General features: G+C 73.2%; 24 protein-coding genes. 18 read left to right on the forward strand and 6 right to left on the reverse strand.

Annotation, left to right across the window (positions count from 1 at the left end):
* Nucleotides 1-91: 91 nt before the first annotated feature.
* Nucleotides 92-1,198: an amidohydrolase family protein gene (locus ACFVST_RS25815; RefSeq protein ID WP_390155975.1), complete on the reverse strand. Its 1,107-nt coding sequence runs from the start codon at nucleotides 1,196-1,198 to the stop codon at nucleotides 92-94.
* 104 nt (nucleotides 1,199-1,302) lie between these two features.
* On the opposite strand from ACFVST_RS25815, the gene ACFVST_RS25820 reads away from it, so the two are divergent.
* From ACFVST_RS25820 to thpD, 5 genes are all read left to right on the forward strand, one after another.
* Nucleotides 1,303-2,406 carry a pyridoxal-phosphate-dependent aminotransferase family protein gene (locus ACFVST_RS25820; RefSeq protein ID WP_390155976.1) on the forward strand — a complete coding sequence of 368 codons (1,104 nt, stop codon included), beginning with the start codon at nucleotides 1,303-1,305 and terminating at the stop codon, nucleotides 2,404-2,406.
* 480 nt (nucleotides 2,407-2,886) lie between these two features.
* Nucleotides 2,887-3,426 (forward strand): diaminobutyrate acetyltransferase, encoded by a 540-nt coding sequence (ectA, locus tag ACFVST_RS25825; RefSeq protein WP_390155977.1) that lies wholly within the window; start codon nucleotides 2,887-2,889, stop codon nucleotides 3,424-3,426.
* A gap of 74 nt (nucleotides 3,427-3,500) precedes the next feature.
* The gene (gene ectB, locus ACFVST_RS25830; protein ID WP_390155978.1) at nucleotides 3,501-4,772 is read left to right on the forward strand and encodes a diaminobutyrate--2-oxoglutarate transaminase; all 1,272 of its coding nucleotides are present in this window, start codon (nucleotides 3,501-3,503) and stop codon (nucleotides 4,770-4,772) included.
* Nucleotides 4,773-4,930: 158 nt separating this feature from the next.
* The gene (locus ACFVST_RS25835; RefSeq protein ID WP_390155979.1) at nucleotides 4,931-5,329 is read left to right on the forward strand and encodes an ectoine synthase; all 399 of its coding nucleotides are present in this window, start codon (nucleotides 4,931-4,933) and stop codon (nucleotides 5,327-5,329) included.
* 3 nt (nucleotides 5,330-5,332) lie between these two features.
* Nucleotides 5,333-6,232 carry an ectoine hydroxylase gene (gene thpD / locus ACFVST_RS25840; protein ID WP_390155980.1) on the forward strand — a complete coding sequence of 300 codons (900 nt, stop codon included), beginning with the start codon at nucleotides 5,333-5,335 and terminating at the stop codon, nucleotides 6,230-6,232.
* A gap of 113 nt (nucleotides 6,233-6,345) precedes the next feature.
* Here the strand turns inward: thpD and ACFVST_RS25845 are convergent, their stop codons facing one another.
* From ACFVST_RS25845 to ACFVST_RS25860, 4 genes are all read right to left on the reverse strand, one after another.
* Complete coding sequence (locus tag ACFVST_RS25845) at nucleotides 6,346-7,482, reverse strand: aminotransferase class V-fold PLP-dependent enzyme (RefSeq protein WP_390156002.1); 1,137 nt, start codon at nucleotides 7,480-7,482, stop codon at nucleotides 6,346-6,348.
* Between the two features lie 76 nt (nucleotides 7,483-7,558).
* Nucleotides 7,559-8,278 (reverse strand): DsbA family oxidoreductase, encoded by a 720-nt coding sequence (locus tag ACFVST_RS25850; protein ID WP_390155981.1) that lies wholly within the window; start codon nucleotides 8,276-8,278, stop codon nucleotides 7,559-7,561.
* A gap of 119 nt (nucleotides 8,279-8,397) precedes the next feature.
* Complete coding sequence (locus ACFVST_RS25855) at nucleotides 8,398-8,556, reverse strand: hypothetical protein (protein WP_390155982.1); 159 nt, start codon at nucleotides 8,554-8,556, stop codon at nucleotides 8,398-8,400.
* A 14-nt stretch (nucleotides 8,557-8,570) separates the two neighbouring features.
* Nucleotides 8,571-10,112, reverse strand: a complete 1,542-nt coding sequence (locus ACFVST_RS25860; RefSeq protein WP_390155983.1) for an aldehyde dehydrogenase (NADP(+)) — start codon at nucleotides 10,110-10,112, stop codon at nucleotides 8,571-8,573.
* A gap of 116 nt (nucleotides 10,113-10,228) precedes the next feature.
* Between ACFVST_RS25860 and ACFVST_RS25865 the strand changes: the two genes are divergently transcribed.
* The 11 genes from ACFVST_RS25865 (at nucleotide 10,229) to ACFVST_RS25915 (ending at nucleotide 20,224) form a co-directional block, all read left to right on the forward strand.
* Nucleotides 10,229-10,999 (forward strand): IclR family transcriptional regulator, encoded by a 771-nt coding sequence (locus ACFVST_RS25865; RefSeq protein WP_390155984.1) that lies wholly within the window; start codon nucleotides 10,229-10,231, stop codon nucleotides 10,997-10,999.
* Between the two features lie 183 nt (nucleotides 11,000-11,182).
* Nucleotides 11,183-11,308 (forward strand): hypothetical protein, encoded by a 126-nt coding sequence (locus tag ACFVST_RS25870; protein WP_390155985.1) that lies wholly within the window; start codon nucleotides 11,183-11,185, stop codon nucleotides 11,306-11,308.
* 96 nt (nucleotides 11,309-11,404) lie between these two features.
* Nucleotides 11,405-12,421, forward strand: a complete 1,017-nt coding sequence (locus ACFVST_RS25875) for an ABC transporter substrate-binding protein (protein ID WP_390155986.1) — start codon at nucleotides 11,405-11,407, stop codon at nucleotides 12,419-12,421.
* An 11-nt stretch (nucleotides 12,422-12,432) separates the two neighbouring features.
* A complete protein-coding gene (locus ACFVST_RS25880) occupies nucleotides 12,433-13,434 on the forward strand; it encodes an NrtA/SsuA/CpmA family ABC transporter substrate-binding protein (RefSeq protein ID WP_390155987.1) in 1,002 nt (333 codons plus the stop codon).
* Nucleotides 13,431-14,258 carry an ABC transporter permease gene (locus tag ACFVST_RS25885; protein WP_390155988.1) on the forward strand — a complete coding sequence of 276 codons (828 nt, stop codon included), beginning with the start codon at nucleotides 13,431-13,433 and terminating at the stop codon, nucleotides 14,256-14,258. Before ACFVST_RS25880 ends, ACFVST_RS25885 begins: the two co-directional genes overlap by 4 nt.
* Nucleotides 14,255-15,019, forward strand: coding sequence for an ABC transporter ATP-binding protein (locus ACFVST_RS25890; protein WP_390155989.1), 765 nt, complete (start codon nucleotides 14,255-14,257; stop codon nucleotides 15,017-15,019). The genes ACFVST_RS25885 and ACFVST_RS25890 overlap by 4 nt, the downstream gene beginning before the upstream one ends.
* Nucleotides 15,020-15,895 carry an ABC transporter substrate-binding protein gene (locus tag ACFVST_RS25895; protein ID WP_390155990.1) on the forward strand — a complete coding sequence of 292 codons (876 nt, stop codon included), beginning with the start codon at nucleotides 15,020-15,022 and terminating at the stop codon, nucleotides 15,893-15,895. It abuts the gene before it with no gap.
* Nucleotides 15,892-17,013, forward strand: coding sequence for an LLM class flavin-dependent oxidoreductase (locus tag ACFVST_RS25900; protein WP_390155991.1), 1,122 nt, complete (start codon nucleotides 15,892-15,894; stop codon nucleotides 17,011-17,013). Before ACFVST_RS25895 ends, ACFVST_RS25900 begins: the two co-directional genes overlap by 4 nt.
* Nucleotides 17,014-17,150: 137 nt before the next feature.
* Nucleotides 17,151-18,188 carry a hypothetical protein gene (locus ACFVST_RS25905; protein WP_390155992.1) on the forward strand — a complete coding sequence of 346 codons (1,038 nt, stop codon included), beginning with the start codon at nucleotides 17,151-17,153 and terminating at the stop codon, nucleotides 18,186-18,188.
* A 42-nt stretch (nucleotides 18,189-18,230) separates the two neighbouring features.
* On the forward strand, nucleotides 18,231-19,553 hold the full coding sequence (locus tag ACFVST_RS25910) for a sensor histidine kinase (RefSeq protein WP_390156003.1): 1,323 nt from the start codon (nucleotides 18,231-18,233) through the stop codon (nucleotides 19,551-19,553).
* Nucleotides 19,550-20,224, forward strand: coding sequence for a response regulator (locus ACFVST_RS25915; RefSeq protein ID WP_390155993.1), 675 nt, complete (start codon nucleotides 19,550-19,552; stop codon nucleotides 20,222-20,224). The genes ACFVST_RS25910 and ACFVST_RS25915 overlap by 4 nt, the downstream gene beginning before the upstream one ends.
* 24 nt (nucleotides 20,225-20,248) lie before the next feature.
* Here ACFVST_RS25915 and ACFVST_RS25920 read toward each other — a convergent pair whose 3' ends face one another.
* Nucleotides 20,249-20,863 (reverse strand): TIGR03086 family metal-binding protein, encoded by a 615-nt coding sequence (locus tag ACFVST_RS25920; protein WP_390155994.1) that lies wholly within the window; start codon nucleotides 20,861-20,863, stop codon nucleotides 20,249-20,251.
* 199 nt (nucleotides 20,864-21,062) lie between these two features.
* Between ACFVST_RS25920 and ACFVST_RS25925 the strand changes: the two genes are divergently transcribed.
* Nucleotides 21,063-22,325, forward strand: a complete 1,263-nt coding sequence (locus ACFVST_RS25925) for an MFS transporter (protein WP_390156004.1) — start codon at nucleotides 21,063-21,065, stop codon at nucleotides 22,323-22,325.
* Between the two features lie 231 nt (nucleotides 22,326-22,556).
* Nucleotides 22,557-23,318: a DeoR/GlpR family DNA-binding transcription regulator gene (locus ACFVST_RS25930; RefSeq protein WP_390155995.1), complete on the forward strand. Its 762-nt coding sequence runs from the start codon at nucleotides 22,557-22,559 to the stop codon at nucleotides 23,316-23,318.
* The last annotated feature ends 72 nt before the right edge of the window (nucleotides 23,319-23,390 follow it).

Here is a 23,390-nt window from a genome sequence, read left to right on the forward strand (position 1 = left end):
AAGTACGTCCAGTACGAGGGCGTCCGGCCGGCACACCGAGAGCACGCACCAGACCCCGCTCCTTGTTCCACGGAGATCCAAACGACACGGCCTAGCCGACCACGCGCCCGGCCAGCACCACCCGGCTCGGATCGGCCAGCACCCGTACATCGGCCCTCGGGTCCGACTCGTAGACGACGAGATCGGCGGGGGCGCCCTCCGCCAGGCCCGGCCGGCCGAGCCAGGAGCGGGCGCCCCAGGTGGCCGCGGAGAGCGCCTGCACCGCGGGGATACCGGCGGTGACCAGTTCGGCGACCTCCGCGGCCACCAGGCCGTGGGCGAGACCGCCGCCCGCGTCGGTGCCCGCGTACACCGCGATACCGGCGTCATGGGCGGCGCGCACCGTGTCGTAGCGGCGCTCGTGGAGCCGGCGCATATGGGCCGACCACTGCGGGAACCGGCGCTCGCCGCCCGCCGCCAGCTCGGGGAAGGTGGCGATGTTGACCAGGGTGGGCACGATCGCCACACCGCGTTCGGCGAAGAGCGGGATGGTGTCCTCGGTGAGCCCGGTGGCGTGCTCGACGCAGTCGATGCCCGCCTCCACCAGATCGCGGAGCGAGTCCTCGGCGAAGCAGTGCGCGGTGACCCGGGCGCCGTGCCGGTGCGCCTCGGCGATGGCCGCCTCCAGGGCGTCCCTGGGCCAGCAGGCGGTGAGGTCGCCCGCGTCCCGGTCGATCCAGTCCCCGACCAGCTTCACCCAGCCGTCGCTGAGCCGCGCCTCCTGCCCGACGTAGGCGACGAGTTCCTCCGGCTCGATCTCGTAGGCGTAGTTGCGGATGTAGCGGCGGGTGCGGGCGATGTGCCGGCCGGCCCTGATGATCCTGGGCAGGTCGTCCCGGTCGTCGATCCAGCGGGTGTCGGAGGGGGAACCGGCGTCCCGCAGCAGCAGGGCGCCCACCTCCCGTTCGGTGAGCGCCTGCTTCTCCGCGGTCTCGGCGGGCACCGCACCGTGCGAGTCCAGCCCGACATGGCAGTGCGCGTCGACCAGCCCGGGCAGCGCCCAGCCGGTGACGGTGCGGATGTCGCGGGCGGTCCGGGGCCGGTCGTAGCTGATCCGGCCGTCCACCACCCAGAGTTCGTCCCGTACCTCGTCGGGGCCCACCAGGACCCGCCCCGTCACATGCAGTACCGGGTCCCCGCCCGCCGCTGAAGCGCTCATACCGGCAGCTTAGGAGGCGCGGCGGGGCTGCCGTCGAGGGGGACTACGCTCGGGCCCGTCCCCGGCGCCCCCAGGCCGCACCCACCAGCGAAGTGAGCAGCACCGTGACGCATCCCCTTCTGGATCTGGCCCCGTTGAGCCCGGCGCAGTTCGCCGCGGTCGAAGATCAGGTGGCGAAGCTGCTGGGCACCGCGCAGGACGTGGTGGTCATGCAGGGCGAGGCGCTGCTGCCGCTGGAGGCCTGCATCCGCGGCGCCGCCGGGCCCGGCACCACCGCCCTGAACGTGATCACCGGCCCCTACGGCCGGACCTTCGGCGACTGGCTGCGGGACTGCGGCGCCACCGTGCACGATCTGCCGGTCCCGTTCCACACCGCGGTGACCGCCGACCAGGTCGCCGAGGCACTCCAGGCGCACCCGGAGACCGACTTCGTCTCGCTGGTGCACGCGGAGGCCGCCACCGGCAACACCAACCCGGTGGCGGAGATCGGCGAGGTGGTCCGGGCGCACGGCGCGCTGTTCATGGTGGACGCGGTGGCCTCGGTGGCCGCGGAGCCGCTGCTGCCGGACGACTGGGGCGTCGACCTGTGTGTCATCGGCGCGCAGAAGGCGATGGGCGGACCGGCGGGCGTCTCCGCGGTGTCGGTCAGCGAGCGCGCCTGGCGGCGGATGGCGGCCAATCCCCGCGCCCCGCGCCACTCGTACCTGTCGCTGCTGGACTGGAAGGACCGCTGGACCGACGCCGGGCGCACCGTACTGCCGCACGCCCCGGCCCAGTTGGAGATGCTGGCGCTGGGGGCCTGCCTGGCGCGGATCGAGGCCGACGGCGCGGACGCGGTACGGGCCCGGCACGCCACCGCGGCGGCCGCCACCCGGGCCGGGGCGGAAGCGCTCGGCGGGGGCCTCGCCCCGTATGTGGTCCGGGCCGTGGACGCGGCGCCGGTGGCCACCACCCTGCGGGCGCCCGCCGGGGTGCACGCCTCGGCGCTGGTCGCCCGGGCGCGGGCGGCGGATCCGGGACTGCCGCTGGTGGCGGGCGGCGGCGCCCTCGCCACGGAGATGATCCGGGTCAACCACTACGGCGCCGACGCCACTCCGGGCACCGTCCACGCCTGCCTGGCCGCGCTGGGCGCCGCACTCGCCGAGGAGGGGCGAACGGTGGACCTGGCCGCGGCCCGCGCCGCGGCCACCGCCGTCTGGCAGGGCTGAGCCGACGGCCCGCATACGCCTGCGGCCGCGACCCCGCTCCGGGGCCGCGGCCGCGGTGCGTCGGCGCCGGGCACGCGGTGCCACCTGGGAAACGGGCCGGAACGGGCGTCCGATCGGGCACACGCGCCGCGCATATTCTTGAGGGCAGGCGTATACGGAATTCCGCACGGACTTCCGCCGCGAGAATTCTGAATTCATCCGGATGTAACTCCCCGTATTCTCCTGCCCGGATTCCCGGAGGCTAAACCCCCCTTTCTGGGCATGGTTTCGAGGAAGAATTCCCGCCAACCGCAAGCCGATCACCCACATGTGACGCACTCAACATACGCGCCCGCCATGCCCCAAATATCCCAGACAAAACGTCACTTACCCACGGGTAAAAACTGTCCGGATCGCGCCCGCGCGATACCACACAATCCGCCGGGACGTAACCCGCCCTGGCGATGCAATCTCAGGAATTGCTCGGTAAATTCGATATACATGACCGCTGCACAAGCAGACCTGCGACCGCAATTCCTGGAAATGCCCGAAGGCCTGCGGCTCGACCATCCGCAGGTGACCGACGGATCCGCCCTGTGGCGGATCGCCCGGGACTCCAAGACCCTCGACCTCAACTCGTCCTACAGCTACCTGCTGTGGTGCCGTGACTTCGCCGGCACCAGCGTGGTGGCACGCGACCAGGGCGGCGACCCGGTGGCCTTCATCACCGGCTACCTCCGGCCCGACCGCCCCCGCACCCTCGTGGTGTGGCAGGTGGCGGTGGACGAGAGCCATCGCGGAAAAGGCCTGGCCGCAGCCCTCCTCGACGGGCTGGCCGCCCGCGTCTCTGACCATCGCGGCCTGATCGGCATGGAGACCACGGTCTCCCCCGGCAACACCCCCTCGGAACGGCTCTTCGCCTCGTTCGCCCAGCGGCACGGCGTGCCGCTGGAGCGCGAGGTCCTCTTCGACGCCGAGATGTTCCCCGAGGGCGGGCACGACCCCGAGGTCCTGCACCGCATCGGTCCCCTGGACTTCTGAACCCGGCGATCCCGGGTTCACCCCCGAACGCCTCCTGACCACCCCTTCACCCCGGAATCCACCAGGAGCACGCTGTGACCATCACCCAGCCCGACCTGAGCGTCTTCGAGACCCTGGAGTCGGAGGTGCGCAGCTACTGCCGCGGCTGGCCCGCCATCTTCGACCGCGCGCAGGGCAGCCGCATGTACGACGAGGACGGCCACTCCTACCTCGACTTCTTCGCCGGGGCCGGTTCGCTCAACTACGGCCACAACAACGCCGTACTGAAACGGGCCCTCATCGACTACCTGGAGCGGGACGGCGTCGTCCACGGCCTCGACATGTCGACCAGCGCCAAACGCGCCTTCCTGGAGTCCTTCCAGAACATCGTGCTGCGCCCGCGGGACCTGCCGTACAAGGTCATGTTCCCGGGCCCGACCGGCACCAACGCCGTGGAGTCGGCGCTGAAGCTGGCGCGGAAGGTGAAGGGCCGCGAGTCCATCGTCTCGTTCACCAACGCCTTCCACGGCATGTCGCTGGGCTCCCTCGCGGTGACCGGCAACGCCTTCAAGCGGGCCGGCGCCGGCATCCCGCTGGTGCACGGCACACCCATGCCGTTCGACCACTACCTGGACGGCAAGGTCGAGGACTTCCTCTGGTTCGAGCGGCTGCTGGAGGACCAGGGCTCCGGCCTGAACACCCCGGCCGCCGTCATCGTGGAGACCGTGCAGGGCGAGGGCGGCATCAACGTGGCCCGGCCCGAGTGGCTCCGCGCCCTGGCCGACCTCTGCAAGCGCCGTGACATGCTGCTCATCGTGGACGACATCCAGATGGGCTGCGGCCGCACCGGTGCCTTCTTCTCCTTCGAGGAGGCCGGCATCACCCCCGACATCGTCACCGTCTCCAAGTCGATCAGCGGCTACGGGATGCCCATGTCGCTCTGCCTGTTCAAGCCGGAGCTGGACATCTGGGAGCCCGGCGAGCACAACGGCACCTTCCGCGGCAACAACCCGGCCTTCGTCACCGCCGCCGCCGCGCTGGAGACGTACTGGACCGACGGCCCGGCCATGGAGAAGCAGACGCTCTCCCGCGGCCAGCAGGTGCAGGAGGCGCTCGGCGCGCTCCGCGACGAGCACCCCGGCGCCATCGTGGAGTTCCGGGGCCGCGGTCTGGTCTGGGGCGTGGAGTTCACCGACAAGACGCGCGCGGGCCGGGTCGCCCAGCGCGCGTTCGAACTGGGCCTGCTCATCGAGACCTCGGGCCCGGAGAGCGAGGTCGTGAAGCTGCTCCCGGCGCTCACGATCACCCCCGAAGAGCTGGACGAGGGTCTGCGGACCCTCGCCCGGGCCGTACGCGAAACGGCCTGAACGGTCCGTACGGTGAGGGGGCTCGCGGCCGGACCGGCCGTGGCCCCCTCCCGTGCGTACGGCACCGACGAGTAGAGACACCGCATCCCGCGGACCGGCACCCCTGGCGTCCGGCACCGTGATGCGGTACGAAGCACAGAGATGAGGCGTCGACCAACGTGATCGTCCGATCGTTCAAGGACATCGAGGGAACCGACCGGCACGTCAAGTCCGAGTCGGGGACCTGGGAGAGCAAGCGCATCGTGCTCGCCAAGGAGAAGGTCGGCTTCTCCCTGCACGAAACCGTCCTGTACGCGGGTACCGAGACCAGGATGTGGTACGCGAACCACATCGAGGCCGTGCTCTGCGTGGAGGGCGAGGCCGAACTGACCAATGAGGAGACCGGCGAGAAGCACTGGATCGCTCCCGGCACCATGTACCTGCTCGACGGGCACGAGCACCACACGCTCCGCCCGAAGACCGACTTCCGGTGCGTGTGTGTCTTCAATCCCCCGGTGACCGGACGGGAGGACCATGACGAGAACGGTGTGTACCCGCTGCTGACCGAGGAGGGCTGAACAATGACCGTCACCCCCGAGAAGATCACCGACCTGTACCCGAGCCGTGGCGCCGCCGAGGTGTCCGTCCCGCGCCAGGATCCGGTCGTCTGGAGCGAGCCGGGCGAGCCGGGGCCGATCGAACCGGCCGACCTGCTCTCGTTCGAGCGTGACGGTTTCCTGCCCATCGAGTCGCTGCTCACCGACGACGAGGTCGCGGTCTACAAGCGTGAACTCGACCGGCTGGTGACCGATCCGGCGATCCGTGCCGACGAGCGCTCCATCGTGGAGCCCATGTCGCAGGAGATCCGGTCGGTGTTCGAAGTGCACCGGATCAGCGAGGTCTTCGCCGGTCTGGTCCGCGACGAGCGGGTCGTCGGCCGCGCCCGGCAGATCCTCGGCTCGGACGTCTATGTGCACCAGTCCAGGATCAACGTCAAGCCCGGCTTCGGAGCGTCCGGTTTCTACTGGCACTCGGACTTCGAGACCTGGCACGCCGAGGACGGTCTGCCGAACATGCGGACCGTGTCGGTGTCGATCGCTCTCACCGAGAACCACGACACCAACGGCGGCCTGATGATCATGCCCGGGTCGCACAAGACGTTCCTCGGCTGCGCCGGGGAGACGCCCAGGGACAACTACAAGAAGTCCCTGCAGATGCAGGACGCGGGCACGCCCTCCGACGAGGCGCTGACCGCTTTCGCGGCGGAGCACGGCATCCGGCTCTTCACCGGCCGCGCCGGCTCGGCAACCTGGTTCGACTGCAACGCCATGCACGGCTCCGGCGACAACATCACGCCGTTCCCGCGCAGCAATGTGTTCATCGTCTTCAACAGTGTGCACAACGAGGCGGTGGAACCTTTCTCCGCGCCGGTCCGGCGCCCGGAGTTCATCGGGGCGCGGGACTTCACCCCGGTGAAGTGACCGCCGGCCGCACACCGCAGCGGTAGCCACCCGAGCGCGAAGGGTCTGGCCGGCATCCCCGAGGATGCGGGCCAGGCCCTTCGAACCGTTCCGGACCCTCCGGCCGGACGGCCCTACCCGTCCAGCGCGTCCAGCAGCCGGTCCACGTCGGCCGCCGAGTTGTACAGATGGAACGCGGCCCGCAGGCTGCCCGCGCGGTCCGACACCTCGATCCCGGCGCGGCTCAACTCCCGCTGCCGGGCGCCGAGTCGGGGCACCGACACGATGGGCGAGCCGGGCGCCGCCACCGGCCGCAGCCCCAGCCGGTCCAGCCCGGCGCGGAAGCGGTCCGCGAGCGCCAGATCGTGCGCCCGCACCGCGTCCACCCCCACCTCCTCCAGCATCCCCAGCGAGGCCCGCGCCCCCGCGTACGAGAAGAGGCTCGGGCTCTCGTCGAACCGGCGGGCGCTGCGGGCGAGTTCGGCCACCGGCCCGTAGCAGCTGTCCCAGGGGTGCTCGCCTGCCACCCAGCCCGCGAAGACCGGGGTGAGCCCGCCGAGGTCGGCCGGCACGGTCAGGAAGGACACCCCGCGGGGGCACAGCAGCCACTTGAAGGCGACCGAGGCGGTGAAGTCGTCGTCCCCTGCCGCCACCGGGAACCAGCCGCCGGCCTGCGAGGTGTCCACGAAGGTGCGGGCGCCGTGGGCGCGGGCCGCGGCGCGGATCGCCGCCAGATCCGCGATCCGGCCGTCCGCGGACTGCGCCGCGCTCACCGCGACCAGCGCGGTACCGGGGCGCACCGCGTCCGCCAGCGCCTCCAGCGGCGCGGCCCGCACCTTGAGGTCGGGGCGGACATGGAACGGGTTGACCACCGAGCTGAAGTCGCCCTCGGCGGTGAGGACTTCGGCGCCGGCCGGCAGCGACTGGGCGATCAGCCCCGTGTAGACGGCGACCGAGCCACCCGCCGCCACCCGGTCCGCGGACACCCCGGTCAGCCGGGCGTAGGCGGCGCGGGCCGCTTCGACGTCGGCGAACATATCGGCGGGCCGCCCGGCGGCCACCGACTCGACGGCGGTGTGCATCGCGTCGACGGCCCGCCGCGGCAGCAGCCCGGTACTGGCGGTGTTCAGATAGGTGGTACGGGGCGCGAACTCGGCCGCCACGGTGCGGGCGAGCACCTCGGGGGCGGCGGGGCGGGCGGTGGCGTCGGTCGGGTCCTGGCGGTGTTCGAAGCTCTCCATGCCCCCACTCTCCTTGGGGCCACCGTCCACGTCCACGGCGTTGTCCCGCCCACTCCCCCGAAGCCTGCCTTATAGCCCCGCCGTGACCTGCGGTGTCGCCGTGCGGTCAGCTCGCCCCCGCGCCGGGCACCGCACAGCCGTCGGGCCCGCACACCTCGCCGCCGTCGCCCACCACGTCGAGCGGGGCGCGGTCGCACCAGGCCTGGGTGAGGGCGCGGGCGAAGACCTCGGTGGGCTGCGCCCCGGACACCCCGTACGCCCGGTCCAGGACGAAGAACGGCACGCCGGTGGCGCCCAGTTGGGCCGCCTCCTGCTCGTCGGCCCGTACCCGGTCCGCGTACCGCTCGGGGTCGGCGAGCACCGCACGGGCCTCCGCCGGGTCGAGTCCGGCCGCGGCGGCCAGCTCCACCAGCCGGTCGTCGTCGCCGAAGACGGACCGCTCCTCGGCGAAGTTCGCCCGGTAGAACGCCTCGATCAGCGCGTCCTGCCGGCCCCGCTCCCGGGCCAGGTGCAGCAGCCGGTGCAGGTCGAAGGTGCTGCCGTGGTCCCGTCCCTCGGTGCGGTACTCCAGGCCCTCCGCGGCCGCGTTCTCCCCGAGCCGCCGCTCGCCGTCCCGGGCCTGCTCCTCGCTCATGCCGTACTTCTTCATCAGCATGGCGATGACCTCGGTGGTGTCGCCCTTGGCCCGCCCCGGGTCCAGCTCGAAGGACCGGTGCACGACCTCGACCTGCTCCCGGTGCGGGAACGCGGCCAGCGCCTTGTCGAACCGCGCCTTCCCCACGTAGCACCAGGGGCAGGCGATATCGGTCCAGATCTCCACCCGCACGACGACTCCTCCCACACACCACGGAGCCGATCTCCGCACGCCCTCACCGGAACAGCACACTCCGCCCCGGCATTCCCGGACCGCCGGGCAGGCGGAGTGCGGCGCGTGACGCGCACGGATCAGTCCCGGCGGGCGCGGATCTCGGCGGCCAGCTCCTCGATCGAGATCGAACCGTCCGAACCCTCCGCCTCGGCCTCGTCGGCCAGCCTGTTGAGCCACACCGATTCCGCGGCCTCCGCGATCCGGGCCTGACGCCCGTACTCGTCCATATCGATCACCAGGGCCGCCCCCCTCAGTGCTCCCAGTGCTCCAGTCGTCCGTCGATGCGGCGGGGCAGGCCCAAGGGGTTGGTGTCGTGGAGTTCCGGGGGGAGGAGGGGTTCGGGGGTGGACTGGTAGGCGACGGGGCGGAGCCAGCGGTCGATGGCGGTGCCGCCGACGGAGGTGGCGGTGGAGGTGGTCGCCGGGTAGGGGCCGCCGTGGTGCTGGGCGGGGGCGACGGCCAGTTCGGTGGGCCAGCCGTCGACCAGTACGCGGCCCGCCAGCGGCGTCAGTTGGGCCAGGATCTCCGCGCCGCGGCCCTCGCCGGCGGCCTCCGCGGTGGACAGGTGGACGGTGGCGGTGAGGTTGCCGGGCAGCCGGGAGAGTACGGCCGTCGCCTCGGCGGTGTCGGTGTAGCGGGCGACGACGGTGACCGGTCCGAAGCACTCCGACAGCAGCAGATCGTGGTCGCCGTCCGGGGTGGCGAGGTGGGCGGCGGGCACGGTGAGGAATCCGGCGGCCACGGTGTGCTCGCCGCCCGCGCCGGGGGTCACCGGGCTTTCCACGTCGGGGAGTTGGGCGCGTTCGGTGACTCCGGTGAGGAAGGTGTCCCGGGTCCGGTGGTCGAGCAGTACGCCCGCCTCGGTGTCGCTGACGGCCTCGGTGAGGGAGGTCAGCAGGCGGTCACCGGCGGCGCCCTCGGGTACCAGGACCAGGCCCGGCTTGACGCAGAACTGGCCGACGCCGAGCGTCATCGAGCCGCCGAGTCCGGTACCGATCCGCTCGGCGCGCTCCTCGGCGGCGGCCTCGGTGACCAGTACCGGGTTGAGGGAGCCCAGCTCGCCGTGGAACGGGATGGGGACGGGGCGGGCGGCGGCCGCGTCGAAGAGGAGGCGCCCGCCGCGTACCGAGCCGGTGAAGCCGGCGCCGGCGATCAGCGGGTGCCGTACCAGGGCCACGCCCGCGTCGAGGCCGTGCACCAGGCCGAGTACCGCCTCGGGGATGCCGTGGGCCGCGGCGGCGTGCCGGAGCAGGGCGGCGACCAGTTCGGAGGTGGCGGGGTGGCCGGGGTGGGCCTTGACGACGACGGGGCAGCCCGCGGCGAGCGCGCTGGCGGTGTCGCCGCCGGGCACGGAGAAGGTGAAGGGGAAGTTGGAGGCCGAGTAGACGGCGATGACGCCGAGCGGCACCCGGTAGCGGCGCAGGTCCGGCACGGGCGGGGTGGCGGTGCTGTCCGGGTGGTCGATGACCACGTCGAGGAAGGCGCCCTCGTCCACGGTGTCCGCGAAGGCGCGCAACTGGTAGCAGGTGTGGGCGAGTTCGGCGGCGAGCCGGGTGGGGCCGAGGGCGGTCTCGGCGTCGGCGGCCTCCACCAGGTGCTCGCGGGCGGACTCCAGCCGGTCGGCGGCGGTGCGCAGGAAGGCGGCGCGCACGGTGCGGTCGGTGAGGGAGCCGCGGGCGTCGTGGGCGGCGCGGACGGCCGCGTCGATCTCCTCGGCGGTGGCTTCCTCCGCGACCTGCTCGCGCTCCTTCCCGGTTCGGGGGTCGACACTCCAGACTGGTGCTGCTGCCACCGCGGATTCCTCCAGATGTATGCCACTCACCAGGGCTGTTCGATATGCTGAACGCTGTCTCTGATGATGAACCTGGTGCGGAGAATATTTCCAGGCCGACGAAGGGGTCAAGCGCGATGCCGGCAGGCGAAGCGGGCGGCGGGCAGGTCAAGTCCGCTGTACGGACCGTGGAGTTGCTCGAACACTTCGCGGGACGCCCCGGAATGCACTCCCTGGCCGCCGTGCAGGAGGCCGTGGGCTACCCCAAGTCCAGTCTGTACATGCTCCTTCGCACCCTGGTCGACCTCGGCTGGGTGGAGACCGACGCTACCGGCACCCGGTACGGCATCGGCGTCCGGGCCCTGCTCGTCGGCACCGCGTACATCGACGGGGACGAGGTGGTGGCGGCCGCCCGGCCCGCCCTGGACCGGCTGTCCGACGACACCGCGGAGACGATCCACCTGGCCCGCCTGGACGGCACCAGTGTGGTGTATCTGGCGACCCGCCAGTCCCAGCACTATCTGCGGCCCTTCGCCCGGGTCGGCCGCCGGCTCCCGGCGCACTCCACCTCGCTCGGCAAGGCACTGCTGGCGACACACACCGACGAGCAGGTACGGGCACTGCTCCCGGCGACCCTGCCCGCGCTGACCGAGCACACCAGGACCGACCGCGAGCAGCTCATCGAGGAGTTGCACCAGGTGCGCGAGCAGGGCTTCGCGGTGGACCGGGAGGAGAACACGGTGGGGCTGCGCTGCTTCGGCGTGGCCGTGCCGTACCGGACTCCGGCGCGGGACGCGATCAGTTGCTCGGTGCCGGTGGCGCGGCTGACCCCGGCGCACGAGCAGTCGGTGAAGGACGCCCTCTTCGACGCCCGGGACCGCCTCACCCTCGCCACCCGCCGCCTCTGAGCCGCTCCCCCCACGGGCGAAAACGGGGTGATTTCGGCAATCCGGGCAGGTGAAGCGGCAGTTGCAACACCGCGTTCACACTGGTTCCCACATGGTGGGCGGCCGCTTGTCCCGGTCTCGGGAACCGTGCCAGGCTGCCCGGCATCGCACCACCGATCCCGTACCGGAGAAGGGAGCCGCGCCATGTCCCGTCACACCGACCGTGTCGCGCTCGCCGTCCTTCCGGTCCGGGCCGCGTTCACGCTGCGCCGTCATATCGACCTGGCCCGTGTGACCAGCGCCTCCTGTCTCCGCGCCCGCCGCGTCTGAGACACCACCGCGCGCTCTCCCCGTACGACCTCGCACACGCCCGCAGGCCCTGACGCCTAGCCGCGTGCCCCTGCCCGCTGACTCCCGGGACCCGCCATGCCCACGCACGTCTTCACCCGCACCGCTCCCGACACCCTCTGGTTCACCCGCTGCCCCGTGCCGACCGCCACCGGCGTCGCCGCCGAACTGCACTGGCTGGCCCAGGAGTTCGCCGCCGACGGCATCGCCGTACGGTCCCTCCAGGACCCCGCGCCCGACGTGGACCGGCAGACGCACTACACGCACGCCCTGCCCGGTCTGATCCGCGAGGGCGGCAACGTGCCCGCGCTCTGGGCCCGTTCACTCGGCGAGCAGACCCGGCTCATCGGTCTGACGTGGATCGAGGAGCGGCAGACGGTCCTCGTCGCGCCCGGGAGCCGGGTGCGCGGGGCCGGGGCGCTGCGCGGGCTGCGTCTCGCCGTGCCCCGGCACACCCTCGCCATCGACTTCTGGCGGGCCATGGCCCTGCGGGGCCTGGAAGGCGCTCTCGCCTCGGCGGGTCTCACCCTCGACGACGTCCGCCTCGTCGAGATACCCGCCGCCGGACACCACGGGCAGTGGGCCGCGGAGCTGGCCGCACTCCGGCGCGGTGACGTCGACGCCGTGTACGTCAAGGGCGCTGTCGCGGTGGAGGCGGCTCGCCGTGCCGGGGCCCGAGTCGCCGTGGAACTCGATGAGTTGCCGGACCGTACACACCGGATCAACAACGGGACCCCGCGCCCCGTCACCGTCCACCAGCGCCTCCTGGACGAGCGTCCGGACCTGGTCGACCGGTTCCTCGCGGTGCTGCTGCGCGCCGCCGACTGGGCCGCGGACCACCCCGACGGCCTCGCCCGCATCCTCGGCGCCGAGACCGGGGCCGGTGCCGAGGGCGTCGCCGGTGCCTACCGCCCCGGCACCCACCGCGCCCTCCGCCCCGACCTGTCCGCGAACCTCCTCGACCTGCTCGCCGAGCAGGAACGAGGACTGCGCGCGCACGGCTTCCTGCCCACCCCCGTCGACGTACGGCAGTGGGCCGATCCGGAGCCCCTGCGCCGCGCCCGACTGCTCCCTTCCGCCTCCGGAACGCTCTGAGGACATCCACCATGCGCATACCGAAATCCGTCTCCGCCCTCGCCGCAGCCGCGGCGCTCACCGCTCTCGCCACCGGGTGCGGCAACTCGGAGGCCGGCGGCGGGCAGGCGGACGGCGAGCAGATCACCGTCCGCATCCCCGATCCCGGCAACTCCGGTGCCCTCGCGGTCGGCAAGAAGGACGGCAGTCTCGACAAGGCACTCTCCAAGGTCCACGCGAAGGTGCGGTGGACCGGCAGTGCGGGGCCGTTCGCGCCCGCCGCCCAGGCCATGAGCGCGGACCAGCTCGACATCGCCGTCGGTTCCGTCACCTCCGCCATCACCTCCCTGACCCAGGCCCCCGGCTTCAAGTTCTTCACCGCGACCGCCCCCGACGGCGCGGGCGAGGGCATCCTGGTCAGGAAGGGGTCCGGCATCCACTCCGTCAAGGACCTGGTCGGCCGGAAGGTCGCCGTCAACCAGGGCGGGACCGGCGAGTACCTCCTGCTGAAGGCCCTCGCCGCGCACGGCATCCCCGCCTCCGAGGTGAAGCGGGTCTATCTGCGGCCCGACCAGACGGCCGCCGTCTTCAACAGCGGCAAGGTCGACGCCTGGGCGGTCTGGGCGACGTACTCGGTCGCCGAACTGGGCACCGGCAAGGCGGAGTTCGTCGCCGACGGCAAGGAGATCGGCTCCGACAACTACAGCCTCACCGCCGTCCGCACCGCCTTCGCCGAGCGGCATCCCGAGGTCGTCCGCGCGCTCTACACCTATCTGCACCGCGCCAGCGCCCGGGAGAAGCGTGACCCGGCCGCATACCTGAACGTGAACACGGACACCGGCCCGCAGGCCCTGACCGGTCCCGCCAAGGCGGCGCAGATCGACATCAGCCGGCGGGGCGGCACCGTCGGACCCGTCACCCGCGGCGACATCGAGCGGTTCCGGACGGTGGCCCGGTTCTACGCCGAGCAGAAGGTCACCAGGACGACGGTGGACGTCGCGGCACACGTCCTGGACGTGGAGAAACTCTCATGACGGCGCCCGCCACCGCGCTGGTGGCACCCCGCCCGCCCCTCGTCCGGCCGCGCCGCCGCAGCCACACCGTGGTGATCCGGGCGCTCGGTCCGTTCGGACTGCTCGCCCTGTGGTGGGCGGCCTCCGCGACCGGTGTCCTCACCGGCGACGTCCTGGCCTCTCCGCCCCATGTCCTGGTCGCGGTACGGGAGTTGTGGAGCAACGGGCAGCTCCCGGACGCGCTCGCGGCGTCACTCACCCGCTCCGGCCTCGGCCTCGCCATCGGTCTGACGGCGGGCCTGGCCCTCGGTGTGGTCACCGGCTTCACCCGGCTCGGCGACGAACTGCTGGACTCCGCCATGCAGACACTGCGCACCATCCCCTTCCTCGCCCTGGTGCCACTGTTCATGGTGTGGTTCGGCATCAACGAGACGGCGAAGGTCCTCCTCATCGCCGTGGCCACCACCTTCCCCATGTACGTCTCCACATACGGCGGTGTGCGCAACGCGGACCGGAGACTCGTCGAGGCCATGCGCAGCTTCGGTATGAGCCGCCCGGCGATCATCCGCGAGGTCGTCCTGCCCGGGGCGCTGCCCTCGCTGCTCGCGGGTCTGCGCCTGTCGATGACGCTCAGCGTGATCGCCCTGATCGCCGCCGAGGAGATCAACGCCACGGCCGGCATCGGCTATCTGATGGCACAGGCCCAGAGCTACGCCCGTACCGACGTCCTCGCGGTGTGCATCCTCGTCTACGGGCTGCTCGGCCTGACCGCCGACGCCGTCGTCCGGCTCCTGGAACACACCCTCATGCCGTGGCGCGGGGCAGGACAGGGGGCGGGGCGATGACCGGCCCCACCGGCGACACCGCCGACACCGCCGACACCGCCGTCCGTATCACGGGCCTGCGCCGCGCCTTCGGTGACCGCACGGTGCTCGACGGGATCGAACTCACCGTGCGGCGTGGGGAGTTCGTCGCGCTGCTCGGTGCCAGCGGCAGCGGCAAGACGACCCTGCTGCGGATCCTCGGCGCGCTGGACGGAGCCGACGAAGGCGAGATCCTCGTCCCGCGGGCCCGCACCATCGTCTTCCAGGAGCCACGTCTCATCCCCTCCAAGAAGGTGCTCGCCAACGTCACCGTCGCCCTGCCGCCCGGCCGCGCCACCCGGGAACGGGCCCGTGCCGCGCTCACCGAGGTCGGCCTCGGCGGGCACGCCGACGCCTGGCCCGCCACCCTCTCCGGCGGCGAGGCCCAGCGGGTCGCCCTCGCCCGCGCCCTGGTCCGCGAACCCCAACTCCTCCTCCTGGACGAGCCGTTCGCCGCGCTGGACGCCCTCACCCGGCTCCGGACGCAGGACCTGGTCGGCGAACTGTGCCGGGCCCACCGCCCCGCCGTACTGCTCGTCACCCACGACGTGGACGAGGCCGTCCGCCTCGCCGACCGCGTCTGCGTCCTGCGCGACGGGCGGCTCGTCACCGACACACACGTGGCCGTCGAACGCCCCCGCGACCCCGGCGACCCCGGGTCCGCGGAGCTGCGCCGCCGCCTCCTCGCCGACCTCGGCGTCCACCCCGCCACCCGCACCCCCCTCCCGACAGGAGTCAGCTGAATGACCATCACCATCGGCGTCCACGCCAGTAATCCGACCCTCCTCCACCTCTCCCGACTCGACTACGCCCAGGAGGAGTTGGCCACCGTCGGGGAGACCCCCGCCTTCCACCGGTACACCGACGGTGTGCGTACCGGTGAACTCCTGGCCGGGGGCGTCATCGACTTCGGCGGCACCGGCTCCACACCGCCGGTCACCGCCCAGGCCGCCGGCCACGACATCGTCTACACCGCCGTGTCCGCGCCACGCCCCGACCACGGCGCGCTGCTGGTCCTCGACGGCAGCGCGCTCCACACCGCGGCCGACCTCAAGGGCGCCACCGTGCACCTCGCGGTCGGCTCCTGGCAGACCCACCTCGTCGCCAAGGCCCTGGACGACGTGGGGCTCTCCTACTCCACCGACATCACGGCCGCACGGTCCGGCGAGGACAGCGAACAGCGGCTGCGCGCGGGGGAGATCGACGCCTGGGTGGCGCAGGGGGCAAGCCTGGTCGCCGCCCTGCACACCGGCGGGGTCCGGGTGCTGCTGCGCACGGCCGACGTCATCACCGACCGCTCCGTCTTCTTCAGCCGCCGCGACCTCGCCGAACAGCGGCCGGAGATCATCACCGCCCTGGTCCGCGCCCTGCGGCGGGCGGACGACTGGGCGAAGGCACACCCCCGCGAGGCCGCCGGGATCGCCGCCGCGCAGCAGGGCGGCGAAGTGGACGACTGGGAGACGGCGCTGCGGGCACTGCCCTGGCGCATCGAGGACGTGACGGACGCCTTCCTCGCCGAGCAGCAGCAGGCCGCGGACATCTTCGTGCGCACCGGATTCGTGGACCACCCCGTGACGGTCGCGGACGCCGTCGCGCACACCGGGGAGCGCCGCTCATGACATCGACTGCCGCGCCCGAGGTCCTCTGGTACATCGTCCCCCGCGAAGGTGCCTACCCCTGGGAGCCGGAGGGGCGCCGCCCGGTGGACCTGGGCTACCTCCAGCAGCTCGCCGGGACCGTCGAACGCCTCGGCTACACGGGCGCGTTGCTCGCCACCGACCTCTACGACGTGTGGCCGCTGGGCAGCGCGCTCGCGGCCTCGACGAGTACGGCCTTCCAGCCGCTGCTGGCCGTCCACCCCGGTCTGATCTCCCCCACCCTGCTCGCCAAGATGGCCCTCACCTTCGACTCCCTCTTCGGCGGCCGGCTCCGCTTCAACGTCGTCAACGGCTCCACCGGGTCCCTCCAGGAGTACGGGCTGCACGTGGAGCACGACGCACGCTACGAACTGAGTGCCGAGTACTGGTCGATCGTCAAGCGCCTCACGGCCGGTGAGGTGTTCGACCATCGGGGCCGCTTCTACGACCTGAGGAACGCGGGCGCCTCGTTCCGCGACCTCCGACCGGTGCAGACCCCGCACGTGCCGCTGTGGTTCGGCGGGTCCTCGGCGCCGGGCATCGAGATGGCGGCCGAGCATGTCGACGTCTATCTCACCTGGGGCGAACCCCCGCACCTCCTCCGGGAGAAGCTCGACCGCGTCCGCGAGCGCGCCGCCGCGTACGGCCGCACCCTGCGCATCGGTCTGCGTCTGCACCTCATCGTCCGGGACACCGAGGACGCGGCGTGGGCTGCCGCCGACCACCTCCTCGATGTCACCAGCCGAGCCACCTACGAGCGCCAACTCGGCCTGAAGGAGGGCGAGGACGGGGTCGGCTGGCAGCGCCAGTTCCGCCAGCACGGCGGGAGGGTTCCCGCGCGGGCCCGGGAACTGGAGACCCACCCGAATCTGTGGCCCGGTATGAGCCTGTTCCGTCCGGGCCCCGGCACGGCGGTCGTCGGATCGACCGCCCAGGTCGTCGAACGCCTCCAGGAATTCCTGGAGTTGGGCGTCGACACCTTCATCCTCTCCGGCAACCCGCTCCTGGAGGAGGCCTACCGGGTGGCCGAGACGATACTGCCCGCGCTGGGTGCCGGTGGCCGTGGTGCTCCGAAATCCCGTGCGCTGGTGGGGAGTTGAGGTGAGATACGGGCTCATGTAGGCGACGGCCTCGCCGCACCGTGCGGAGCCGGGCGGCCGGGTCTCCCCCCGGCGGCGGAGGTGGATCGTCGGTGGGCAGGACGCGGTGGCCGGGCGGGCGGCGGCACGGTGGAGGCATGGCACACACCACCTCCGCCTCCGATACCGTCGAGCACACCGCCGCCCCTGCCGCCCGTGAAACCGGCCCCCCACCCGTCCCGCCACCAGGCCCGTTCGTGCGGGCGCTGCGGGTGGTGGCCGTCGCCGGCTGTCTGCCGTATCTGGCGCTCAAGGTGGCGTGGATCGCGGGGAGCAGGGTCGGGGTGCCGGACGGCAGTGTGCTGCTGGAGCACCGCGGTCTGATGGCGGGTGCCAACAGCGCCACCGTCCTGATGGACGCCTCGGTGATCGTGCTGGCGCTGCTGCTGACCCGGCCCTGGGGCGGGCGGGCGCCCGCGTGGCTGCTGCTGCTTCCGCTGTGGGCGGCGACCGGGCTGCTCACCCCGATCATGGCCGGATATCCGCTCCAGTTGCTGGTGGGGCTCTCCGGCGGCGGCGCCCCCGCGGACGGCTCCTCGTCCGAACCCTTCCTGGACGAGTGGGTGTTCGGCGTCGTCTACACCGGTTTCATCGTGCAGGGCCTCGCCCTCGGCGCCCTCTTCGTCCGCTACGCCCGCAACCGGTGGGGGCGGCTGTGGCAGGGCACCGTCGGGCAACTACCGCCGAGCGCGCTGGCCGCGGCGCAGCGTCCGCTGGCGGTGGCGGCCGCGGTGGTGGCGCTGTTCCCGATCGCCGTGCATCTGCTGTGGGCGTCCGGTTCGACGACGGGGCTGACCCCGGGCCTGGCCGACGGCAGCGGTGCGGACTCCCGGGTGCTGGACGTGATGTGGGTGCTGCTGCTCGCGGTGACCGCCGCGGCCGGTCCGGTCCTCGCCTTCCGCGGGTGGCGGCGGCTCCCGCTGGCGGTGCCGCTGATGCTGGGCTGGCTGGGTTCCGGTTCGGTGGCCTGCTGGGGCGCCTGGCTCTCGATCACCTCACTGGCCGGGATGTCCGACCTGGCGGAGCGGCCCACCCCGCTGATGAACCTCACCTACGCTGGCCAGATGATCGCCGGCCTGCTGGTCCTGACCCTCGGCGCCCACCACTGCGCGGAACGCGCCGCGGCCACCCGTTAGGCCGGGCACGGTATGAGGGGCGCGCGGTACGAGGGGCGCCGGGTGCGGGGCCTGGCCCGGGTGCTGGTGGGGCGGCGGGCGCGGCGCCGCTGGATACATCTGATCCTGGGCGGCGCCCTCGCCATGCCGTACTTCCTGGTGGGGACGGTGCTGGTGGGGGTGGTCTCCGGCGGGGACGAGAACATGCCCAACTCGGTCCAGGGCCAACTGATCGCGTTCGCCGTGGGGTTGCTGCTGGCCGCGGTCACCGCGCTGTTCCCGCTGACCCGGCCGATGTCCGCGGCGGCGGTACGCGCCCTCTGCGCGGTGCCCGCGGACCAGCTCGCGGAGGGCCCGCCGCAGAGTGCCTCCGCCCGGCTGCGGACGGTCGGCTGGTTCACGCTGCACCTCGGGGTGGGCGGGGTGCTCAGCGGGATCAGCCTGGCGGTGCCGCCGTACGCCCTGCTGCTGCTGGCGGCGCCGTTCTCCACCCCGCAAGGGAGGTTCGCGGGGATGCTGCCCGCAGGGGACGGGTTGTGGGGGCTGGCGGTGGCACCGCCGATCGGGCTGCTGATCCTGCTGGCGCTGGCCGGTTGCGCCACCGCCGCCTCCGGGCTGCTGGCCCGGTGCGCGCCCGCCCTGCTGGGGCCGACCCCCGCGGACCGGCTGGCGGAGGCGGAGCGGCGGGCGGCGGATCTGGCGGTGCGCGGGCGGCTCGCGCGGGAGCTGCACGACTCGGTGGGGCACGCGCTGAGCGCGGTCACCCTCCAGGCGGGTGCCGCCCGCCGGGTCCTGGACAGCGACCCCGCCTTCGTCCGGGAGGCACTGGCCGCGATCGAGGAGACCACCCGCCGTACGGTGGGCGAACTCGACGCCGTACTAGGGGTGTTGAGGGACGGCGACACTTCGGGGCCGACCGCTCCGGCGCCCACGCTGGACTCCGATCTGGCGGGGCTGCTGCGGCGTACCCGGGCGGCGGGGGTGCGGGTGGACGCGGAGCTGGTGCCGGGGGCGGGCGGGTGGGCGGGGTTGCCGGGGATGGTGTCGCGGGAGGCGTACCGGATCGTGCAGGAGGCCTTGGGCAACGCACTGCGTCATGCGGGGGCGGGGGCCCGGGTGCGGTTGCGGGTGGCGGTGGAGGCGGCCGGGCTGGAGATCACGGCGGCCAATCCGCTGCCGGCGGAGCCGGGTTCGCGGCCGGGGGGCGGGCATGGGATCGCGGGGGTGGCGGACCGGGTGCGGCTGCTGGGCGGCACCACCACGGCGGGCCCGGACGGCGGCGACTGGTGCCTGCGCGCCCGCCTGCCCCTCGCCCCGGGCACCGGCAGCGCGGTGACAGACGCGGTGACAGACGTGGGAAAGAGCGAAGGGAAGAGTGCGGGATGAGCAGGGGCAGCACGGTCCGGATCGTGCTCGCGGACGACGAGCGCATGGTGCGTACCGCCCTGCGCGCCATCCTCGACGCCGAGGACGGCCTGACCGTGGTGGGCGAGGCGGGCGACGGCGCCGAGGCGGTGTCCGAGGTACGGCGGCTGCGGCCGGACGTGGTGCTGATGGACGTACGGATGCCGCATATCGACGGCATCCGCGCCACCGAGCAGATCCTCGCCACCCCCGGCGACGCCCCGCGCGTCATCGTCGTCACCACCTTCGAGAACGACTCCTCCGTGTACGAGGCGCTGCGCGCGGGCGCCGCCGGTTTCCTGCTGAAGCGGGCCGACGCGGACACCCTGGTGCAGGCGGTGCGGCTGGTGGCGTGCAGCGACACCCTGCTCTTCCCGGCGGCGGTACGCGCCCTCGCCGACCGGCACGCCCGCCCCGCCACCGCTCCCCCGGCCTGGCTGCCCCGGCTCACCGGCCGCGAGCGCGACGTACTGCGGCTGATGGCGCGGGGGCTGACCAACGCGGAGATCGCGGCCCGGCTCCAGGTGGGCCCGGCCACGGTGAAGTCCCATGTGGCCGCGGTCCTTTCGAAGACCGGCGCACGGGACCGCACCGGCGCGGTGATCGCCGCGTACGAGGCGGGCTTCATCCGCGAGGAGGCCGACGGGGCCTGAATACCGGGGGAGGACGGCCGCTGGTCAGCCGTCCGTCGGGGTCCAGTGCGGGTCGCGGCCGCTGAGGCCGATGGCGCGGTCCAGCAGCGGTGCCCCGTCCGGTACCGGGACGGGCGGGCCGAAGAGGGAGCCGCCGTCCTCCGCGGCACCGGCCAGCAGCCCGTGCGCGGCCGCCAGCGCCGCCTCGTCCGGGGTGTACGGCTGACCGGTGGCGCGGGCCAAGTCCCAGCCGTGCACGACCAGTTCGTCGGCGGCGACCAGACCGGCTACCTGTCCCGGCAGCGGCACCCCGCCGGCCCGGGTCTGCCCGGTCCAGGCCTCGGGGGCGCGCCAGGCCAGCGCCAGTTCCTCCAGCCGCTCGGGGAGGGTGCGGCGCCAGTCGGGACCCAGCTCGGGGGTGGCGGAGTCGGGCGGAGTGTCGGTGGTGGGGCCCAGGTCCTTGTGTGCCGCGTCCCGGAAGGCGGTGGCGAGCCCCTCCAGGTGGGCGAGGAGGGTGCCGACGGACATCCCGGGGCAGCAGGTGGGCGCGGTGAGCCGGTCCTCGCCCACCGCACGGGCGAGGCGGGCCACCTCGGCGGCCTGCGGACGCAGGTCCAGCAACTCGGCGGGGGTAGGCCCGTTGCCTGTGGTCTCGGTCATCGTCTCTCCCTGGCGGATCGGATCAGATCGGATCGGTGCGCGGCCGGCGGACGGCCACGAAGGGTGGACCGTCCGGCCGCCCGGAACTCATCGCCGCGGCCCCGGCCACCCCGTCCCGCACCCCCGGCTAAGGCAATCGCCCGATCCGGGACCAGGGGCCTTAGCCACACCATCGGCAGACATGACAGGCATGACAGGCATGAGTGAGGACGAGCAGGGCGAGAGCGGTGCGGGGCAGGAGAAGACCCGGGGTACGGGGCGGCTGCTGCGGGACCGGAACGCGGCGCTCTATCTGGGCGGAGTGGTGGTCTCCGGTTTCGGCACCTCGGCGATGTGGCTGGCCTGCGGGATCTGGGTGAAGGACCTGACCGGCTCGGACGGGCTGGCCGCGCTGTGCACCTTCGCACTGTGGGCGCCCACCCTGGCGGGCCCGGCGCTGGGCACCCTCGCCGACCGCACCCGCCGCCGCCCGCTGCTCGTGACCGCCAATCTGGTGCTGGCCGCGGCCCTGCTCGCCCTCTTCGCGGTGGACACCCCGGACCGGCTGTGGCTCCTCTTCACCGTCCTGGTGCTGTACGGGACGGTCGGTGTGGTGCACGACGCGGCCGAGGCGGCGCTCGTCCCGGCCGCCGTCCGGCCGGAGCTGCTGGGCGACTTCAACGGGCTGCGGATGGCCGCCACCGAGGGCATGAAGCTGGTGGCGCCGCTCGCCGGGGCGGGCCTGCTCGCCGCCTACGGCGGGCCCCGGGTGGCGCTGCTGGACGCGGCGACCTTCGTCTGCGCCGCGGTGCTGTACGCCCTGCTGCGGGTACGGGAGCCGGCGCCGGAACCGCCCGCGGCGGACTGGCGGAAGCAGACCGCGGAGGGCGCCCGCCGGCTCTGGCGGCATCCGCTGCTGCGGCCACTGGTCACGGCGGGCGGCGCGGGCATGTTGCTGTCCGGGGTGAGCGGCGCCGCCGTCTACCCGGTGGTCGAGGCGCTCGGCCGCCCGCCCGCGTTCGCCGGGGTGGTGTATGTGGCGCAGGGTGCCGGTTCGGTGGTGGTGGGGGTGGCCTCGGGGACGCTGATGCGGCGGCTCGGCGGGCGGCGCTTCGCGGCCTGCGGGATCGCGCTGACGGCGCTCTCCGCGGCGCTGCAGTCCGTGCCGTACGAAGGGGCGGTGCTGGCGGGGGCGGTGGCGAACGGGCTGGGGCTGCCCGCGGTGCTGATCGCGGCGCTCACCGCGGTGCAGACGCACACCCCGCGGGAGTGGCTGGGGCGGGTGGCGGCCACCGCCAACACGCTGCTGTTCACCCCGACCGCGGTGGGTGTCGCGGCGGGCGCGGCCCTGGTCGAGACGGTCGACCACCGCCTGCTGCTGCTCACCCTGGCCGTACTGCGCCTGCTGCTCGCGCTGCCCCTGTTCCGCCCGTCGCGGCCCGCGGTCCCGGAACCGAACTCCCCACCCGGGCAGGCCGGTTGAAGCGCCCTGGCGGGCAAGCGGGCGGGAAACGGGCAGCCGTGGGGCCGTCGCGGGCATCGGCCTGCCCGTTTCCCGCCGCCCCTGCCTGGTCGTCGCCGCCCCCGCCCCCGGTACGCGGGCAGAGCCGGGCACACACCGGCCCACGTCGGCCCTGGTCACCACCGGCACCCCGCTGTAGAACTTCCCCACAAGGCCCGAACGGGCAGAGCGGCGGCGCGAGGTGGGCCAACGGTGGACGCGGAGGAACGGCAGCGGCGCATCGTCCGTACGGCACGCCGCGCCGGCTCGGTCGAAGTGGCGGTGCTCGCCGAGGAGTTGGGCGTCGCCAAGGAGACCGTCCGCCGCGATCTGCGGGCCCTGGAGGACCACGGCCTGGTGCGCCGCACGCACGGCGGGGCGTACCCGGTGGAGAGTGCCGGCTTCGAGACGACGCTCGCCTTCCGCACCACCGTGCAGGTCCCGGAGAAGCGGCGGATCGCGGCCGCCGCGGCCGGGCTGCTCGGGGACGCGGAGACCGTCTTCGTCGACGAGGGCTTCACCCCGCAACTGATCGCCGAGGCCCTCCCCCGGGACCGGCCGCTCACCGTGGTCACCGCCTCACTGGCCACCGCGGGCGTGCTCGCCGGGGCGCCGCACACCAGTGTGCTGCTGCTCGGCGGCCGGGTGCGCCCCGGCACCCTTGCCACGGTGGACCACTGGACGACGAGGATGCTGTCCGGGTTCGTCCTCGACCTGGCGTTCATCGGGGCCAACGGCATCACCCGCGAGCACGGTATGACCACTCCCGATCCGGCCGTCGCGGAGGTCAAGTCGCAGGCGGTGCGGGCCTCCCGGCGGACCGTCTTCGCCGGGGTGCACAGCAAGTTCGGGGCGGTCAGCTTCTGCCGGTTCGCCCAGGTCACCGAGGTCGAGGCGATCGTCACCAGCAGTCTGCTGCCGGCGTCCGAGGCACACCGGTACTCACTGCTGGGCCCGCAGGTCATCCGCGTCTGACCGGCACCCCACCCCACCCCCACTCCCCCGCCACCCACTCCGACCCCCGTACGGCACCTTCCGCGCCCCCGC

The organism is Streptomyces sp. NPDC058045 (genome assembly GCF_042885635.1).
Classification (GTDB): Bacteria; Actinomycetota; Actinomycetes; order Streptomycetales; family Streptomycetaceae; genus Streptomyces.

Excerpts from the sequence above, each read along its gene's own strand:
- ACFVST_RS25875 (WP_390155986.1), top strand. The coding sequence starts at position 11,405 with ATGCCCACGCACGTCTTCACCCGCACCGCTCCCGACACCCTCTGGTTC.
- ACFVST_RS25905 (WP_390155992.1), top strand. The coding sequence starts at position 17,151 with ATGGCACACACCACCTCCGCCTCCGATACCGTCGAGCACACCGCCGCC.
- ACFVST_RS25915 (WP_390155993.1), top strand. The coding sequence starts at position 19,550 with ATGAGCAGGGGCAGCACGGTCCGGATCGTGCTCGCGGACGACGAGCGC.
- ACFVST_RS25880 (WP_390155987.1), top strand. The coding sequence starts at position 12,433 with ATGCGCATACCGAAATCCGTCTCCGCCCTCGCCGCAGCCGCGGCGCTC.
- ACFVST_RS25885 (WP_390155988.1), top strand. The coding sequence starts at position 13,431 with ATGACGGCGCCCGCCACCGCGCTGGTGGCACCCCGCCCGCCCCTCGTC.
- ACFVST_RS25900 (WP_390155991.1), top strand. The coding sequence starts at position 15,892 with ATGACATCGACTGCCGCGCCCGAGGTCCTCTGGTACATCGTCCCCCGC.
- ectA (WP_390155977.1), top strand. The coding sequence starts at position 2,887 with ATGACCGCTGCACAAGCAGACCTGCGACCGCAATTCCTGGAAATGCCC.
- ACFVST_RS25895 (WP_390155990.1), top strand. The coding sequence starts at position 15,020 with ATGACCATCACCATCGGCGTCCACGCCAGTAATCCGACCCTCCTCCAC.
- ACFVST_RS25870 (WP_390155985.1), top strand. The coding sequence starts at position 11,183 with ATGTCCCGTCACACCGACCGTGTCGCGCTCGCCGTCCTTCCGGTCCGG.
- ACFVST_RS25925 (WP_390156004.1), top strand. The coding sequence starts at position 21,063 with ATGAGTGAGGACGAGCAGGGCGAGAGCGGTGCGGGGCAGGAGAAGACC.
- ACFVST_RS25920 (WP_390155994.1), bottom strand. The coding sequence starts at position 20,863 with ATGACCGAGACCACAGGCAACGGGCCTACCCCCGCCGAGTTGCTGGAC.
- ACFVST_RS25815 (WP_390155975.1), bottom strand. The coding sequence starts at position 1,198 with ATGAGCGCTTCAGCGGCGGGCGGGGACCCGGTACTGCATGTGACGGGG.
- ACFVST_RS25890 (WP_390155989.1), top strand. The coding sequence starts at position 14,255 with ATGACCGGCCCCACCGGCGACACCGCCGACACCGCCGACACCGCCGTC.
- ACFVST_RS25865 (WP_390155984.1), top strand. The coding sequence starts at position 10,229 with ATGCCGGCAGGCGAAGCGGGCGGCGGGCAGGTCAAGTCCGCTGTACGG.
- thpD (WP_390155980.1), top strand. The coding sequence starts at position 5,333 with ATGACCGTCACCCCCGAGAAGATCACCGACCTGTACCCGAGCCGTGGC.